The 16,404-nt window shown below is 29.4% G+C and carries 16 protein-coding genes and 1 pseudogene; 3 read left to right on the top strand and 14 right to left on the bottom strand.

The window, feature by feature from the left end:
- Window position 1: 1 nt before the first annotated feature.
- The 4 genes from AJN56_RS03425 to AJN56_RS03410 form a co-directional block, all read right to left on the bottom strand.
- The gene (locus AJN56_RS03425) at window positions 2-1,843 is read right to left on the bottom strand and encodes a site-specific DNA-methyltransferase (RefSeq protein WP_070246210.1); all 1,842 of its coding nucleotides are present in this window, start codon (window positions 1,841-1,843) and stop codon (window positions 2-4) included.
- A complete protein-coding gene (locus AJN56_RS03420; RefSeq protein WP_002879714.1) occupies window positions 1,836-4,700 on the bottom strand; it encodes a DEAD/DEAH box helicase family protein in 2,865 nt (954 codons plus the stop codon). The genes AJN56_RS03425 and AJN56_RS03420 overlap by 8 nt, the downstream gene beginning before the upstream one ends.
- Window positions 4,701-4,798: 98 nt before the next feature.
- Complete coding sequence (gene peb3 / locus AJN56_RS03415; protein ID WP_002859846.1) at window positions 4,799-5,551, bottom strand: AcfC family glycoprotein adhesin PEB3; 753 nt, start codon at window positions 5,549-5,551, stop codon at window positions 4,799-4,801.
- A 263-nt stretch (window positions 5,552-5,814) separates the two neighbouring features.
- On the bottom strand, window positions 5,815-6,711 hold the full coding sequence (locus tag AJN56_RS03410; RefSeq protein ID WP_250539082.1) for an MFS transporter: 897 nt from the start codon (window positions 6,709-6,711) through the stop codon (window positions 5,815-5,817).
- A gap of 254 nt (window positions 6,712-6,965) precedes the next feature.
- Between AJN56_RS03410 and surE the strand changes: the two genes are divergently transcribed.
- The 3 genes and pseudogenes from surE to AJN56_RS03395 all read left to right on the top strand — a co-directional run bounded on the left by surE (window position 6,966) and on the right by AJN56_RS03395 (window position 8,834).
- On the top strand, window positions 6,966-7,742 hold the full coding sequence (surE, locus tag AJN56_RS03405) for a 5'/3'-nucleotidase SurE (protein ID WP_002884598.1): 777 nt from the start codon (window positions 6,966-6,968) through the stop codon (window positions 7,740-7,742).
- Window positions 7,732-8,391 (top strand): tRNA cyclic N6-threonylcarbamoyladenosine(37) synthase TcdA, encoded by a 660-nt coding sequence (locus tag AJN56_RS03400; protein ID WP_002860322.1) that lies wholly within the window; start codon window positions 7,732-7,734, stop codon window positions 8,389-8,391. Before surE ends, AJN56_RS03400 begins: the two co-directional genes overlap by 11 nt.
- Window positions 8,375-8,834 (top strand): annotated as a pseudogene (locus AJN56_RS03395) (GNAT family N-acetyltransferase). The gene AJN56_RS03400 and the pseudogene AJN56_RS03395 overlap by 17 nt, the downstream one beginning before the upstream one ends.
- A 109-nt stretch (window positions 8,835-8,943) precedes the next feature.
- On the opposite strand, the gene panD reads toward AJN56_RS03395, so the two are convergent.
- The 10 genes from panD to AJN56_RS03345 form a co-directional block, all read right to left on the bottom strand.
- Window positions 8,944-9,324, bottom strand: coding sequence for an aspartate 1-decarboxylase (gene panD / locus AJN56_RS03390; RefSeq protein ID WP_070246212.1), 381 nt, complete (start codon window positions 9,322-9,324; stop codon window positions 8,944-8,946).
- Window positions 9,321-10,169 carry a pantoate--beta-alanine ligase gene (gene panC / locus AJN56_RS03385; RefSeq protein ID WP_009882000.1) on the bottom strand — a complete coding sequence of 283 codons (849 nt, stop codon included), beginning with the start codon at window positions 10,167-10,169 and terminating at the stop codon, window positions 9,321-9,323. Before panC ends, panD begins: the two co-directional genes overlap by 4 nt.
- Before the next feature lie 10 nt (window positions 10,170-10,179).
- Window positions 10,180-11,004 carry a 3-methyl-2-oxobutanoate hydroxymethyltransferase gene (gene panB / locus AJN56_RS03380; RefSeq protein WP_009882002.1) on the bottom strand — a complete coding sequence of 275 codons (825 nt, stop codon included), beginning with the start codon at window positions 11,002-11,004 and terminating at the stop codon, window positions 10,180-10,182.
- Window positions 11,005-11,160: 156 nt separating this feature from the next.
- Window positions 11,161-12,051: a sulfate/molybdate ABC transporter ATP-binding protein gene (locus tag AJN56_RS03375; RefSeq protein WP_070246214.1), complete on the bottom strand. Its 891-nt coding sequence runs from the start codon at window positions 12,049-12,051 to the stop codon at window positions 11,161-11,163.
- A 9-nt stretch (window positions 12,052-12,060) separates the two neighbouring features.
- Window positions 12,061-12,729: a molybdate ABC transporter permease subunit gene (modB, locus tag AJN56_RS03370; RefSeq protein ID WP_002854336.1), complete on the bottom strand. Its 669-nt coding sequence runs from the start codon at window positions 12,727-12,729 to the stop codon at window positions 12,061-12,063.
- Entirely contained in the window at window positions 12,722-13,123 is a 402-nt protein-coding gene (locus AJN56_RS03365; protein ID WP_002787993.1) for a molybdopterin-binding protein, read from the bottom strand. The genes modB and AJN56_RS03365 overlap by 8 nt, the downstream gene beginning before the upstream one ends.
- Complete coding sequence (modA, locus tag AJN56_RS03360) at window positions 13,120-13,869, bottom strand: molybdate ABC transporter substrate-binding protein (protein WP_002854529.1); 750 nt, start codon at window positions 13,867-13,869, stop codon at window positions 13,120-13,122. Before modA ends, AJN56_RS03365 begins: the two co-directional genes overlap by 4 nt.
- 53 nt (window positions 13,870-13,922) lie before the next feature.
- Window positions 13,923-14,609 (bottom strand): malonyl-ACP O-methyltransferase BioC, encoded by a 687-nt coding sequence (gene bioC / locus AJN56_RS03355; protein WP_002854349.1) that lies wholly within the window; start codon window positions 14,607-14,609, stop codon window positions 13,923-13,925.
- On the bottom strand, window positions 14,606-15,217 hold the full coding sequence (locus AJN56_RS03350) for a pimeloyl-ACP methyl esterase BioG family protein (RefSeq protein WP_002854367.1): 612 nt from the start codon (window positions 15,215-15,217) through the stop codon (window positions 14,606-14,608). Before AJN56_RS03350 ends, bioC begins: the two co-directional genes overlap by 4 nt.
- Window positions 15,214-16,356: an aminotransferase class I/II-fold pyridoxal phosphate-dependent enzyme gene (locus tag AJN56_RS03345; protein ID WP_002859850.1), complete on the bottom strand. Its 1,143-nt coding sequence runs from the start codon at window positions 16,354-16,356 to the stop codon at window positions 15,214-15,216. Before AJN56_RS03345 ends, AJN56_RS03350 begins: the two co-directional genes overlap by 4 nt.
- Window positions 16,357-16,404 lie beyond the last annotated feature (48 nt).

Genomic DNA, 16,404 nt, shown 5'->3' with positions numbered 1-16,404 from the left:
CTTAATACACCATTTTCAAGCGTTCTTTTAAAAAGCTTTCAAGATTTAAATAATCTTCTAAATTTATATCATCATATCCATTAATATACACATTTTCATTTTGTGTTTTTCTTAAAAAATCTAAAACTTCATCATCGCAATTTACTATATAAAAACAATCTTCGCACTCATAAAGTTTATCTTTTAAAATCATTTTTAAGTCTTTGTCTAAAGTCTTACCATTTAGCAAGGCTAAATTTAAAGCTTTCTCATAAGGGCTTAAATTTTCATGATATTTTAAATTTAAAGTGTTTAATTCATCTTTTGTTAGTTCTGGTTTTTCTACAAGAGAAAATACTTTAAAGCCTAAATCTAAATTTTTATCCCTATTTTCTTTTAAAATTTTCTCACCCGCTCTTTTAACTCTTTCAATGGTTATATCGCTAATAACTGGGTTTTCGCTTCCTAGTTCATTTTTACAAAAATCATAAGCCACTTTGCTTTTATTCTCATCGATTTTTTCATCAAGTTGCACTAGAATAAATTTACGATTTCCATTATCTTTTGCGTTGAGTTCCATTACCGCTTGTGCTGTCGTGCCACTACCTGCAAAGAAGTCTAGGATAATATCATTTTGATTTGTATTTGCAAAAAATATTTCCTTTATTAATGTGGTTGGTTTTGGATTTTCAAAAACCAATTTGCCATTAAATATGCTTTCTATTTCTTCATTTCCATCTGAAGTCCAATGCCCACTAAATATGGAATACATTTTTGATAAATTATCATCTTGATAAGAGCAAATGAGATGAAATTTTGTATCTTTATATTGTTGTAAAAAATACTCGCCGCTGTCAATTTTTGATTTTATATCATTATATTTTTTCTCACTAATCATATTTTCTTTTAAAAAAATATCTAATTCTTCAAACATTAAATTTCTGTGATCGATAGTGTCTTTTGGATATAAATTTAAAATTTTTTTAATGGATTCATTATTGGTATATTTACCGTGGACTTTTCTTATCAAATCATTGTTAATTTCTGGTTTTTCTTTAAATTTAAAAAGTCCATTTAAATTTGTTTTATCTTTTGTATATATAAGCATATACTCATGTCCTTCGTAAAAATATTTTGCCTGTCCTCCACCTGATTTTTTTTGCCAAATAAAACATGAAATAAAATTCTCTTCCCCAAAAATCTCATCACAAAGAATCTTTAAATTTGCTTGTTCATTATCATCAATGCTTATAAATATCACTCCATCTTCTCTTAGTAAATCTCTAGCAAGTTTAAGGCGTGGTAGCATAAAGCCAAGCCATGTACTATGACTTCTGTCGCCTTTAGCATTGATAAAGAAATTTAAAATTTCACTTCCGATTTCTTCACCTTCTTCTGTGATTTCTAAAAGTCCAACTTCTATTAAAAGTTTTTTATGCTCTTTTACAAAATCATCATTATAAATAAATTTATCATTTTTAGTATTGTAAGGCGGATCGATATAAATCATTTTTATTTTTTCATAGTAAGCGGATTTTAAAAGTTTTAAGGCATGAAGATTATCCCCTTTTATGATAGCATTTTTAGTAGTTTCAAAGTTTTTGCTTAAACTCTTATGAAATTTTAATTCTTTAGTATTTGGAGTATCGTAAAGAGCATTTGCTAAAGCTTTGCCTGTGAAACTTAACTCATAACCTCTAATTTCTTTATTATTTAAGCCTAAAAGCATAGCAATAGCCTTTAAATCGACTTGTCCATCTTTTATGGTTTGTGGGAAATTTAGCTTTAAATACTCTAAAAGTTCATTTTTATTTTCTTTTGTATTGATTAAATTTTCTTTTTTGATTTTATTTATATCAAGCATTATTTTCCTTTAAAACTTCATTGATACAATGAATTAATTTTTGTTTATTTATCCTTGTGTTAAAAATAATTTTTATATTTTCATTTTTTAAATTCTCATCTAATTTTTGAAAAAACACTCTAGCATAATCTATCTTTTTTCTTTCATTTAATGCGATATCACTTTCTTTATCATAGCCTTTACTTTCGCATACAAAAAAGATTTTTTTACCCTTTTGATCTTCTAAAAAATAAGCAAAATCAGGTTCATAGTTTTTATAAGGTGTAGGGATGCTAAGTTTTGGTAATTTGGCAAAAACTTTTATCGTTTTAGTTTCGATAATTTCATGATTTTCTTTGATGATTTCTTTTTCTATATTTGAATCATAAATCACACTTTCATAAAGATAATTTTTAGCCGGTTCTTCATCATCTTTGTAACGCCCTAATTTTTGCATAGCGATACTTTCTTTAAATTCACCATTTTCTATCAAATTTTCATAAGAATTTGAAAAAGTATGAAGAGAAAATTTATAATTTATAGAGTGTAATAAACTATGATGAATTTTATCTTTGATGATGTTTTTTAGGCTATTAAAAGCTTTTTTTGGAGAGTTTTCAAATTTAGTTTTATCAAGTTTTTCATAAATTTTTAGCAAAAATACTAAAGGAAATTTTTCATCTTTACTGAAATTTAAAAGCAAATTTTGTATTTCTTGGTAAAGGCTTTTTTTATAATCAATTTCTTCCAAGGTTTTAATTTCTTCAGTGATGATAGAATTTTGCTTAGCGTCAAAAAGTTTTCTTTCATAATACACGCGTTCTTTTTCTATATTTAAAGCATTAAAAGCTAGTATAACTTCATCTATAATATTTTGTTCGTTTATGTTTTGATAAATTATTTGTGCTTTTTTATTAATTTTTTCCCAAAGCTCTTTAAAATCTTTGGCTAAATGCGTTCTTATTTTGACCTTATTATCTTGATTTTTAGCATTGATGATTTGCTCATGAGTGTTGTTTGAATTTTCTTTAAATATATTTAAGAATTTATCAAATTTATCGCCTAAAAGTTCTTTAAACTCTTCATTATCCTTTATACTTTCATATATAGGAGATAAGATTTTATAATTACTTTGTTCTTTATTGTAAGAAATTAATTTTGATTTTTTTAAAAGATAAATTAAATCATTAGCTAAATCTACATTTAATAAATTCTCAAGAAAGTTTTTTTCTAGTGTTTGGCTATCAAATCTAAAGCTAGAATCTAAAACTTCTTTTTGTAAATTTTCTATATAATGAACTTCTCTTGCACTCACTAAAATATCAAGATAATTAATATCATAAAATTGATTGTCATCAAAATCTAAATAATTATGCGTAATTCTCTTGCCTTTATTATTAACACAAAGTCTTAAACCACGCCCCACTTGTTGATGAATGCTAATTTGAGAAGAAGAATTTGAAAGTTTGGTTAAAGTAAAAATATTTGGATTATCCCAGCCTTCTTGCAAAGCCCAAACGCTGAAAATAAAACGCAAAGAAGTATCAAAAGAAAGTAATTTTTCTTTTTCTTCTAAAATAAGCTTTACTCCATTAGCTTCTTTTTCATCAGGACTTCCTTTATCACCACTAAAATAGCCTTGATGAACTCTTAAATTTCCCGCTTCATCAAAGTCTTTTTCTAAATATTCTTTGTATCGAACATCTAAATTTAGCTTTAAAATTTCCTTGCGTTTTTCTTTGTAAAGTTCTTCAAAAGTATTTTTAATAAAAGGACTTTCGCCCCTAAAATCTGTGATGTTCGGGATAAAAAACAAACTTAAAGCTTTGATACCTTTTTTAAAAAGTTTTTCTTCCTTTTCAAAATGCAAGTCAATCGCTTTTTTTAAAAGTTCTTTAATTTCATCATTGTTTAAAACATAACTTTCTTTTTTCTCGATAATAGTTTCATCATTAAAATAAGCTTTATTATCCTTTACTTGCGTTAAAATGGCATTATTTAAAAGAGAAAAACTATCTTGTAACTTTATTGTTTCTTCTCTTTCTATGCCATTTAAAGTATAGGTAAAAATTGCTTTTTTATTTTTATACTCTTTAAGAAAAATATTGTTTGTATTTACTCCTAAAGTATGTACTTTGACTTGTTTTACAAGATATTCTTTAAAAGCAGATATGGAGTCAAGACAATAAATCATATTACTAAGCTCATAATCTTTTTCTTTTGGAAAAGTTGCTCCAAAGCGAAAATAAAGTGAATTTATTTTTGAAAAATATTCATTAAAAGCCTTTCCTTTAAGCAAATGGGGCTCATCAATAATACTAATAGGTTTTAAATCTATGATATTTTCAAAAACGCTTTTGAATTCAGATAAACTTTTAAATAAACTTTCATTTTGTTGATTAAGCAAATTGGTTTTTTTATCAATAGCACTATTGGTTAAAACCAATACCGAAAGCTCATCTTTATTGTTAATGTAGTGATTAATAATAGCACTCTGACTCTTACCATCTGAGTAGTAATAGACTTTTAAATATTTTTGATATTCTGAATAAAAATAAATTTTTGTGAGTTCTATATTTTGTTTTACGCTTTCTAAAATTGCTTTTCTTGGAACAAAAATAATGAATTTATTTTGCTTAAATTGCCTATGAAGTTCAAATATCAAATTTAAATAAGTAAAAGTCTTACCTGTGCCCGTTTCCATTAAAATATCTAAATTTAATTTATCACTTATATTTTGCACTGGTAAAAAGGTGTTGTTATAAAATTCTTTCAAACATTCTTTTAAATTATCCTGTCTTTTAAAATCAAAATCTTTTAAAAGCGTGATAATATTATCTATGCACTTAACTTGATACTCTTGTTTTTCAAAAATCATTCACATTTTCCGATAAAATATTTTAAATATTTTATCTTATTTTGGCTTAATTAAAAGAAGTTATGCAAGAATACACGCTAAAAAGCGTGTATGAAGGTTTATTCTCTCCAGCCGTATTTTTTAAAAATTTCTTTAGCTTCCTTAGAACTTAAATAAGCAATAAAATCTTGTGTTTCTTTGCTCGCACCTTCTTTAGCTACCACATTAAAAGTTCTATAAACAACCAAATCTTTTTCTATAGCTACGGCAGTTCCTATGTCAGGATTGCTTTTTGACCAGTCAATCCAAGTGATCCAAGCATCGGCTTGATCTTGTGCGAAAAGCTTTCTTGCACTTCCACTATTTGGAACAAAGGCCACGATATTGTTTCTAAAATTTTGTATGGTTTTTATATCTTGAGTTCTACCTATCATATCTTCCCAAACTCCAGTTCCAGAAGTATTGCTCTTTCCAGCACCTTCAGGCACAACGATTCTTACTTTTTTATTAGCCAAATCTTTTAAACCTTTGATTTTTAAAGGATTATCTTTTTGAGTAAGTATGATGGCTTCTCTAAAATATAAAGGCTTGATTTTACTCACATTAAAATCTTTTCCAAAATCACTCGCTATAGCTAAAGCCGATTGATCTGAAGCGCCAAATAAAATATCTGCATCTTTTTTAGCCTTTTCAAACCAAGTCGCTTGAGGGCCAAAATTTACATTTACTTTAACGCCTGTTTTTTCGCTATATTTGTTTGCTATATCTTTTAAGGCCGTGTGTGGGCCACCTGGTCCGTAAAGGTTTACATCTGCATTTGCCATACTAAAAGCTAAGGCACATGCACCAAATAAAGTAATAATTTTTTTCATAGTATTTCCTTTTATGATAAATTTTTATTGATTGAAGGTAAGATTTTAGAAATTATATGTTAATAAATAGTTATAATGTAACAAAAATATTATTAAAATCTAACTTTTGCTTGGTATTTTTGCAAGCAAAAGTTAAAATTGTTATTGATGCTTCTTTTTAGTGCTAAAATGACATAAAGTAGAACAAAGTATACAAAGAATACAAGCACTAAGGAGCATGATAAGACCAGCATTCCAACTACCATAGCAATCCACAGCCCAACCTATGCTTTTGTTCCAAGTGAAGCGCCGACTACATAACTCATAAAGCCATGAAGTCCTACACAAGATCCTACTGCAAAAGCAGGAACGACTTCCATAGTTTGCATACTTGCTAAAAATTGTGGTATATAGACTAAACACCCCGCCATAGCTGCAAAGAAAATAACCATATAAAGATTATTTGAAGTAAAATATCCAATAATCATAAAGAAAATAATCACCATGGCGCCTATAGCAGGAGGCATTCTATAGCCTTTAAAAATTTTATCTGAAATATATCCTGCAAGTAAAGTAGAAGGTATAGCAGCCCATTCAAAAAGCCAAAAGGCAATACCTATTTGTTCTTTATTAAAGCCTTTTGTTTCTAGCAAGTAAATAGGAAGCCAAGAAATAAGCCCAAAACGCACCATATAAACAAAAGTATCCATCCAAGCCACATACCAAGCATTTTTGTTTTTAAGTACATAATGATAGAAAATTTCAAAACTGCTTAAATTTGGAGTTTCTATAGCTTTGATTTCTTCTGTTTTAATCCCTCGCATTTCATTGATTTCAGTAATATCAACCAAACCTTCATTTTTAGGACTTCCTTTAACTGCATAAAGCACATAAAGACTAATGATAACTGCACAAGCAGCAGGAACATAAACATGATTCATGTGCCAATATGTTTCATTAAAATCCGCCATACTCACACCCAATAATGCTGCCAAAGCAAAACCTGAAAGCGAAACTATAGGAGCAACTATCCCGCCTCCTATATTATGTGAGATATTCCAAACGGCCGTGTAAATTCCCCGCTCTTTTTTAGGATACCAGTTTGCAAGAGTGATATTATTTCGCACAAGATAATATCCCATATATCCTATAAAAACCCCACTTAAACTCCAAGTTCTCATTTTGTAATATCTAGGTAAAATTTCCTAAAGAGGAAATTTAATAGCTTTTGCCTTAGGTTTGAAAAAATCAAACATATTTAAACCATCCTTACTAACTTTATATTTTTATAGTTTAAATAATGTTAATCGATATAAAATAAAAAAATAATTAAAAATAATACGAAATTTATATAATTTAAAAATTAAAATTTTATACTATGAAGCTTTAAAAAAATATGTTAAAATCCAGATTTTTATCTTTTGCAAGGAAGACAATGAAAGAAATTCTTATCACTAATGACGATGGTTATGAAAGCGAAGGACTTAAAAAACTCATTAAGATGTTAACAAAAGAATTTAAAGCCAAGATCACCATAGTAGCTCCTGCTAGTGAAAAATCAGCTTGTTCGCACTCTATAACCCTAACCAAACCTTTGCGTTTTGTTAAAGTGGGAAAAAGATTTTACAAACTTGATGATGGTACTCCAGCAGATTGTGTTTATCTTGCTTTGCATGCTTTATACAAAAAGCGTTTGCCTGATCTTGTAATAAGTGGGATTAATAAAGGTGCTAATGTAGGCGAGGATATTACCTACTCAGGAACTTGCGCAGGAGCTATGGAGGCGGTTTTACAAGGAATTCCTGCTATCGCTCTTTCTCAATTTTATAAGAAAAGTGAAAAAGAGCTTGATTTTAAAAATGCTTTAAAAGTTACTAAAAAAATCGTTCAAAATATCTTTGATAAAGGCTTTCCTTTAGGAAAAAAAGAATTTTTAAATATCAATTTTCCTGCAAAATCAAAAATCAAAGGCATTAAAATTTGTAAAGCAGGCAAAAGGGTTTATAATTTTGAAGCCCATTCAAATGTCAATCCGAGAGGAGTAGAGTACTATTGGCTTGCAGCGGCGAATTTAGACTTTGAAGATGAGAAAAATAGCGATATTGCCTTACTTAAAAAAGGCTACGCTACAATAACACCTATAATGCTTGATTTAAGTGCTTATGACAAAATGAAAAAAGTTAAAAAATGGTTAAAGGCAAATGATGAATGATAGATTTACACGTATAAAATGGCTAGTTGGAGAAGAAAAATTTCAAAAAATTTCACAAACAAAAGTTTTGGTTTGTGGACTTGGTGGAGTGGGTGGAATTTGCGTTGATGCGCTTTATCGTAGTGGTTTTAAAAACCTTACTTTAATCGATGCGGACAAATTTGAAATCACCAATCAAAATCGCCAAATTCATAGCGAAAATATAGGCGAAGAAAAGGCTAAAGTATTTGAAAGAATTTATAAGGTTAAAGGTATAGTCAGTAAAATCGATGAAAATTTTTTAAAAAATTTTGATTTAAGCGAGTTTGATCTTATCATAGATGCCATTGATGATATTCCTGCAAAAGTAGCTTTGGCTCATCTTATAGATTTTAAAAAACAAATTTTTATCTCCTCAACAGGTGGAGCTAGAAAGCTTGATCCAACACGCATTAAAACTACAAGTATTTTTAAAACTCACGGCGATGCTTTAGCGAAAAAATTTCGTTATGAGCTTAGAAAATCAGGCTTTAAGGGAAATTTTGATGTGGTATTTTCAGATGAGGAAGCGCATTGTAAAGATCTTGGATCTTTTATGGGTGTGACTGCATCTTTTGGTTTAGCCTTAGCCAGCTTGGCATTAAGAAAAGTTCTTGCTAAGAAAAGCTGATATTAAAGATTTAAATGCTTGTTTGTCGCTTTTTGAGCAAAGCGTAAAAACACTTTGTGCTAAGGATTATACAAAAGATCAAATTTGTGCTTGGATTAAAATTGATAGACAACAATGGGAAGAAAAATTTAAATATGATGAGATCTTTGTCTATGAAAAAAGAGGAAAAATCGCAAGTTTTATAAGTGTTAAACAAGAGCAGAAATTGCTTGATTTGCTTTTTACTCATCCTGATTTTGTTAGACAAGGTTTAGCACAAAATTTACTTGATTTTATTTTAAAAACTTATTTGCATAATGAAATTTACACTTTCGCATCCTTAAGTGCTAAAGATTTTTTCTTAAAAAATGGTTTTGAACTTATAAGGGAAAACAAGGTTATCAAAGAGGGACAAAATTTAAAAAAAATTTTTAATGAAAAAAGATGTGGTTTATAAAAACTAGAAGTTAAGATAAGCAAAAATAATGGATTAAAAGATATAAAAATCATTTTTTTCTATCTTAGATAAATGAATTTATCTAAGATAGAAAAAATTACAAAAATAGCTAGATGTTAGAAAATAGCTCCGTGTTTTTCATAATTTGTTATTTTTGTAGCAGTGTTATTTTCATCCACAAAAACAACTTTTGGTTTAAATGTTTTTGCTTCTTCTTCATTAAAATCAGCATAAGACATGATGATCACCTTATCTCCCACTTCTGCAAGACGAGCCGCAGCACCATTTAAGCATACAACTCCTTCTTCTTGCGTGGCTATGGTATAGGTTTCAAATCTAGCGCCATTATTGACATTGACTACTTGGACTTTTTCGTATTCTAAAATTCCACTCGCTTGCAATAATTTTTCATCTATACTTATACTTCCTATATAATCAAGCCTAGCTTCTGTTACGTTTGCACGGTGTATTTTTGATTTGAGTAAAGTAATGTTCATTTTAATCCTTGTACTAAAAAATTATCAATGAGTCTTGTTTTTCCAACAAAAGCAGCCACTGCTCCTAAAACATTATCGGCGATATTTTTAATATTTTCCATAGTGTTAAAATCAACTAATTCTATATAATCGATTTTGATTAATTTTTCTTTTTCTAAAATATCTTTCATAGCTTGGATAATTTTGGAAGTATCTTTTTCTCCTTCTTGGACTAATTTTTCAGCTAAAAAAATGCTTTGAGATATAGCTAGTGACGCTTTTCTTTCTTCTTCGCTAAGATATACATTTCTAGAGCTTTTAGCTAAGCCATCTTCTTCTCTAATGATAGGACAAATTTGAATTTTTAAATCAAAATTTAAATCATCAACCATATGTCTAACGACTACGCATTGCTGCGCGTCTTTTTGCCCCATATAGACTATATCAGGGTTTAGGATATTAAAAAATTTAGCCAAAACTGTGCAAACGCCTCTAAAATGCCCCAGTCTTTTAGCTCCACAAAGCTTATCCGTGATCGTGTTCATATCCACATAGGTGCTAAAATTCTTAAGATACATTTGAGCTGCATCGGGGATAAAAACCATATCAACGCCATTATCTTGACACATTTTAATGTCGCGTTCTAAATCTCTTGGATAACTAGAAAAATCTTCATTAGGGCCAAATTGCATAGGATTTACAAAGATACTTACTATGACTTTATCTTGTGTTTTGGCATTTTTGACTAAACTTAAATGCCCATCGTGTAAAAAACCCATGGTTGGAACATAGCCTATACTAAGTTGATGTGATTTCCAATCTTTTACAATTTGTTTTGCTTCTTTGACAGAAGTAATGACTTGCATATTTGTATCCTTAGTATAATTTATCTAATAATTCATCATCTAAATAATCAAAGCTGTGCTCTTGGGAAGGAAAAATACCGCTTTTAACTTCATCTCTATATTTTTCAACTCCTACTTGAGGATCAATTTTATCAAAATGCTTTACAAATTTTGCTTTAAAATCTTTATTTAAACCCAAAAGATCGTGATAAACTAAAACTTGTCCATCGCAGTATTTGCCTGAACCTATGCCGATTGTTGGAATTTCTAAAATAGAGCTTATTTTTTGTGCTAGTTTTACAGGCACACATTCTACAACCAACATACAAGCACCCGCATCTTGCACAGCTTTTGCATCATCTATGATTTTTTGGGCTGATTGTAAATCTTTACCTTGAACCCTATAGCCACCTAGCATATTTACAGCTTGTGGGGTTAGTCCTAGGTGAGCAACGACGGGTATTCCTGATTGGGAAATCAATTTAATCTTACTTGCGATTTCTATACCCCCTTCCACTTTTACCCCATTTGCGTGGCTTTCTTTGATAAATCTTGAGGCATTTAAGATAGCGTCACGATCTGAACTTTGATAAGACATAAAAGGCATATCAGCAAGTACGAAAGACTTTTTAGCTCCGCGAGAAACAGCTTTGGTAAAAATCAACATTTCATCCATAGTAACACTTAAAGTATCTTGCATGCCAAGCACTGTCATAGCTAATGAATCTCCAACCAATATGATATCTATATCGCAATTATCTAGAATTTTTGCACTATGATAATCATACGCACTTACCATGGTTATTTTTTCATTTTTGGCCTTTTTTTCCAAAAAACTAATCATACTTTTTCTCATTTTGCATACCTCAATTTTTAGCTATAAAATAATAAGCAAAAAACTAGCATATAAATTTTCATAAATAGTAAATAAACGATAAAACAAAATATATTTAATTAATGGATTGTTTTAATGGTTACAATTTTGGAAAATTTCTATAGAAAAATTAAATTTTTACTTTTGTTTATCAAGTTTTCCTACGATGATAGGGTTAAAGGCTTTTATGGATAGTAAAAGCGTATCGCCGATTTTTACATTTTTATAAGTTCTTAAAAATTCTTCTTCGCTAAGTGTGATTTTAACGATATCTTGATTTAAAAGTAGGGTAAAAATCATCAAAATATCACTTTTTTTAATCTCAAGCAAAGTTGCACTTAAACGCAGTTTCGCACTTAAATTTGATGAGGTAAAAAATTCATTTGTTCTTGCATCTTTGATGATTTTTCCATCACTAAGCTCTAAAATTCTATGACTTAATTTGTAAATTTCAGCCAAATCGTGACTTACCAATAAAGTAGTGATTTTAAAATGTTGTAAAATTTTCACAAGCTCATCTTGCAAAAAAGATCGCATTTTAAAGTCTAATGCACTCAAAGGCTCATCTAAAAGTAAAATTTGCGGTTCTCTCGCTAAAGCCCTTGCTAAAGCCACTCTTTGTGCTTGTCCACCGCTTAAATTTTTGGGATAAATTTTGGCTAAATTTTCTAAATTCATTAAGCTTAAAAGCTCTTCTACTTTTTGTTTTGAAGTCGCAGCGTAAGAAATGTTTTCTTTTACGCTCATATTTGGAAAAAGAGCATAATCTTGAAAAACAAAGCCGATTTTTCTTTTTTGTATGGCTAAATTGATATTTTTTTGGGTATCAAGCCAAAGCCCATCTCCTACTTCTATGCGCCCAAATTCAGGTTTTATAAGTCCTGCAATGATTTTAAGTAGAGTCGTTTTTCCCGCACCGCTTTCTCCAAAAATAGCAGTGATTTCATTTGCTTTTAGGCAAGTGTTTAATTCTAGTTGCTTCTTGCCTTTTGCTGTGTTAATGGGAAGTTTTATATCGATTTTTATCATAAAATTGGCCTATAGAGCGATTTTTTTGTTCACAAAATAAAGACTTAAGAGTATGGCAAAAGAAATCGCAAATAAAGTAAAAGCGTATTGATGTGCTAAGGTATAGTTTAAAACTTCAAGCTCATCATAAATAGCAATACTTGCGACCAAAGTTTCACCTTTTTTGTGTCCACCTATCATCATCACCACTCCAAATTCACCAATGGTGTGTGCAAAACTCATCGCGCAAGCACTAAAAATCCCTACTTTAGAATTGGGTAAAATCACTCTAAAAAGTGTATAAATTTTACCCTTTCCTAGAGCATAAGAAGCATCAAGTAGGTTTTGATTGATTGATGAAAAAGCACTTTGTAAAGGATTTACCATAAAGGGCAGAGAAAAAATCAAAGAAGCAAATACTAAACCTTCAAAGCTAAAAACCAAAGAAAGGTTAAAATATTCTTTTAAAAATTGTCCTAAAAAGCTGTTTTGTGAAAAGCTTATGAGTAAATAAAATCCCAAAACACTTGGAGGCAAAACCAAGGGCAAAGCTACAAAGGTTTGCACCAAGCTTTTAAAAGGAAATTTCACAAAGCTTAAAAGATAGGCTAAAAATACTCCGATGAAAAAGAGTATAAAGGTAGTGATAAATGCAAGTTTAAAGGTAAGATAAAGGGTTTGTAAAAAATCATTATCCATAAATAGCCTTTAAAATGATATCGTTTTCCTTGACAAAGCAAAGCCATTCTTGTCCTTCTTCGAGCTTAAGCTCTAAGGCTTTTTCTTTAGCGATAATGCTAGAAATTTCATCACCCTCAAAATCAAAAAAGATATGATATAGAATTTTGCCCTTTTTAATACTTTTAATCCTTGCTAGAAATGAATTTTCCACACTTAAAATAGAATGAGGCAAGGCAAAGCCAAGTTCGTGTTCTTTAAAAAGCACTTGAATTTTTGTACCTATTTTAAGATCTTGCAAAGAATGAAGATCAAGCATTAAAACTTTAAAAATATGCTCTTTAATACTGATCTTAACGATGACAATCTCACCCTCATTTAAAAGCTCTATAATCTTGCCATTTAAGATATTCAAGGTGTGTCAAATCCGTATTTTTTAAAGATTTCTTTTGCTTTTTGTGAGCTGATAAAATCGCTAAATTCAAAGGCTAATTTTTTATCTTTAGCGTATCTTGTGATGACATAGCTTTGTTTTAAAGGGGTGAAGTATTTTTGATCGATTAAAATAGCTTTGCCCTTAGGATGATTGATAGAAGATACTAAAGAATAAGCCACAATACCCAAATCCGCATTATTGCTATCGACATGTAAAACGGGCACGGAGATATTTTCACCTAAAACAATTTTATCTTCAAAGAGTTTGTCTAATTTTAAATTTTCAAGTACTTCTTTAGCAGCTACTCCATAAGGAGCAACTTTTGGATTTGCAAGGCTTAGGTGATGAATTTTATTTGCTTTATCTTTTAGCTTTTCTATCCCACCTTCAAGTAAGCTTTCATCTAAGCTATATAAGGCTAAGATACCTAAAACATAAACTTTTGGTTTATCTAAAGCGTTTTGATCCTCATAAATTGCTTGCGCGTATTTTGTATCGGCTGAAAAAAATAGATCAAATTCTCTCCCTTGTTTCAAAAGTTGATAATACTTTCCCGAAGCACCAAAAACAAGATCTATATTGTCATTAGGGTGTGATTTTAAAAATTCATTTTTGACTTCTTCCATAGCTTTTGAAGCTGAAGAAGCTACGAAAACACTTAAATTTTGTGCATTTAAATTTAAAGATAAAAACAACACTATAAAAATTAACACAAGCTTTTTCACTGCACTTTCCTTTGTAGATAATCTTGATTTTTTGTATTATAACATAAGAAATTTTATTTTGTATCTTTTTTGCATAAAATAAAAATAGGATGATAAGTGAGTTTATTTTGGAATTTTTCTTCAAATTCTTTTAAGAATTGCTTGTTTAAGCGATAAAATCCCAAAGAATTTACCCCGCTTAATTTCAAATGCTTAAAAACCTCTAAAGCGTTTTGAAATTCCAAATTTACAATTTCTTCAGTGATTTTAATATCAGAAAAATAGGGTTTAAAAATTTGTTCAAGTTCTTTTGTGCTAAAATATTTTAAACCCAAGCCTGTGCTTTGTTTGATCTCTTTTAAATTCATTTTTCCAAAAGTAGAAAGAAGTAAAATTCCTTTTTCATTTAACATATTTGCTAGTGTGGGCAAAACCTGCTTTAAATCAAGCCATTGCAAACTCGCATTAGAAGTGATAAGATCAAATTTTTGCTTGCTTAAAATCTGTGTAGCTAGGGTATTCATATCAAAAATTTCTACATTAAGATTGTCAGGATAATCCAAAATATCATTTTTTAGATATTCATCAAAAGTGATAATTTTTGAAAGTTTGTCGCTAAATTCGCCCCTACCACAACCAAATTCAAACACTTTTTTAAAATGCGAAATTTCTAAATTTTTTAAAATTTCACAAAGTTTTAAACCCATTAAATCTTGCACTTTTGCGTGTTTTTGATAATCTTTTGCTTTTAAAAAATTCAAATTTCATCCCAAGTTTTAAAATGAAAAAAAGCAAAATGTGGCTCATTTAGGAAAATAAGCTTTGAAAAAGTGTTTTTTAAAGCATTTTGAGGAAAAATTTCATCATTATTGCTTGAGTAAATTTTGTCCCAAATAAAGTTTTCATTACACTCTTTTGAGGCAAATTCGAAAAGTTTTTCAAGCTCGGTTTTTAAATCTTTTTCATCTTTAAAAATAAAGTTTTTTGCTTCATTTTTGCGCTCTTTAAATAAAGATTTTTTAAAAGCCGTGAGATCAAATTTTTTAATTTGCTTAGCAAAAATTGCAGGATGAATTCCTTTTAATTTATCTATGCCAAAAGGAGTGCCATTGATAGCTATTTTTTGCGAAAACTCTATATCTTTTAAAACTCTACTTGCTACGCAAACTCCCATAGAAAAAGCTATGAGAGTGATTTTAGAAAAAGACTTTAAATCAAATTTAAAGTCTAAATTTTCATAATCATAAACCAAAACTACATTTTTATCGCTTTTTAAATGTGCAAAATGGCTAGGATGTGAAGCAAAACCGCCAAATACTAAGATAAGTTCTTGTGAGTTTTCATTTTGAATTAAATTGCTTATTTTCATAAAAGTTCTATCACTTTCTTTAAATCTTCTTTACTAAGTCCTGCATGCAAAGAAAAACGAATTCTAGCTGTATTTTTAGGCACCGTAGGTTCTTTTATAGCGGGTGCAAAAATGCCATTTGTTTCAAGTTTTTTTGCTAATTCTATAGTCTTTTGATTTTCTCCCAAAACCAAGGAGATGATGTAAGCATCGCCTAAAATTTGATGATTTTTTTCTATGAGTTGATTTTTAAAAAAGTTGCCTATGATTTGTAATTTTTCTCTTTTTTCTTTTAGCTCGCTCATTTTTTCAAAAATAAATTTTGTCCAAGCTATATTGATAGGAGGCAGCGCTGTAGAATAAATAAAAGCTCTAGCTTTGTTGATAAAAAAGCTTTTATAAAGATTATTACAAATCATGCAAGCACCCATAGAAGCAAGAGCCTTGCCAAAGGTAAAAACTATAAAATCAACCTTTTCTTCCAAATTTAAAGCTTTAACAAGTCCCAAGCCCTCCTCATCAAAGCAACCCACGCTGTGCGCTTCATCGATATAAAGTTTGATTTTAGGGTATTTTTCTTTAAAGGCGATGAGTGTATTAAAATCAGAAAAATCACCATCCATGCTAAATAATGCTTCGCTTAAAATGATGATATTTTCATAATGATCATAATGTTTTTGAATTAAATTTTCTAAATGATTCATATCGTTATGATGAAAGCGAAAAAATTTTGCTCCGCCAAGTTTTAGTCCATCAATCATACTTGCATGGATGAATTTATCTGCTAAAAAAAGTGTATTTGGAATGCTCACAAGTGCAGCTATACAAGAGATATTAAGATGATAACCGCTGTTAAAATGTAAGATTTCTTTTTCTTTAAATTTGGATTTTAAAAAGCTTTCTAATTCCTCATAAATTGTAAAATTTCCACTCAAGCTCCTTGAACTTGAGCTTGAAAAAAATAAGTCTTGTTCTTTGACATTATCTAAAAATTCATCTTTTAAAGATTTGCAAGAGCTTAAATTTAAATAATCATTCCCCGCTAAATTTAAAAGCTTTTTACCCTCTTTAAAAACAAAATTTCCTTCATGTTTGAGGCTTGTAAGTTTTCTAAGATTGTGATTTTTTTCAAGGGCTTCTAAGATATTTTCAAGGCTCATTTTTTTCCTAAAATTCAGAAATTTAAAGTATTATTTTGCCAAAATATA

This window comes from Campylobacter sp. BCW_4319, assembly GCF_001764435.1.
Lineage (GTDB): Bacteria > Campylobacterota > Campylobacteria > Campylobacterales > Campylobacteraceae > Campylobacter_D > Campylobacter_D jejuni.
Note: the sequence above shows the minus strand (reverse complement) of the source record. Positions and strands in the feature narration are given on the sequence as shown.

What these genes read in the sequence shown, in the direction of transcription:
- AJN56_RS03350 (WP_002854367.1), bottom strand. Translation starts at nt 15,217, where the DNA reads ATGAAAATAAGCAATTTAATTCAAAATGAAAACTCACAAGAACTTATC.
- AJN56_RS03425 (WP_070246210.1), bottom strand. Translation starts at nt 1,843, where the DNA reads ATGCTTGATATAAATAAAATCAAAAAAGAAAATTTAATCAATACAAAA.
- panD (WP_070246212.1), bottom strand. Translation starts at nt 9,324, where the DNA reads ATGAACATTACTTTACTCAAATCAAAAATACACCGTGCAAACGTAACA.
- panC (WP_009882000.1), bottom strand. Translation starts at nt 10,169, where the DNA reads ATGCAAGTCATTACTTCTGTCAAAGAAGCAAAACAAATTGTAAAAGAT.
- AJN56_RS03400 (WP_002860322.1), top strand. Translation starts at nt 7,732, where the DNA reads ATGATGAATGATAGATTTACACGTATAAAATGGCTAGTTGGAGAAGAA.
- AJN56_RS03420 (WP_002879714.1), bottom strand. Translation starts at nt 4,700, where the DNA reads ATGATTTTTGAAAAACAAGAGTATCAAGTTAAGTGCATAGATAATATT.
- AJN56_RS03345 (WP_002859850.1), bottom strand. Translation starts at nt 16,356, where the DNA reads ATGAGCCTTGAAAATATCTTAGAAGCCCTTGAAAAAAATCACAATCTT.
- surE (WP_002884598.1), top strand. Translation starts at nt 6,966, where the DNA reads ATGAAAGAAATTCTTATCACTAATGACGATGGTTATGAAAGCGAAGGA.
- AJN56_RS03410 (WP_250539082.1), bottom strand. Translation starts at nt 6,711, where the DNA reads ATGAGAACTTGGAGTTTAAGTGGGGTTTTTATAGGATATATGGGATAT.
- peb3 (WP_002859846.1), bottom strand. Translation starts at nt 5,551, where the DNA reads ATGAAAAAAATTATTACTTTATTTGGTGCATGTGCCTTAGCTTTTAGT.
- AJN56_RS03375 (WP_070246214.1), bottom strand. Translation starts at nt 12,051, where the DNA reads ATGATAAAAATCGATATAAAACTTCCCATTAACACAGCAAAAGGCAAG.
- modB (WP_002854336.1), bottom strand. Translation starts at nt 12,729, where the DNA reads ATGGATAATGATTTTTTACAAACCCTTTATCTTACCTTTAAACTTGCA.
- panB (WP_009882002.1), bottom strand. Translation starts at nt 11,004, where the DNA reads ATGAGAAAAAGTATGATTAGTTTTTTGGAAAAAAAGGCCAAAAATGAA.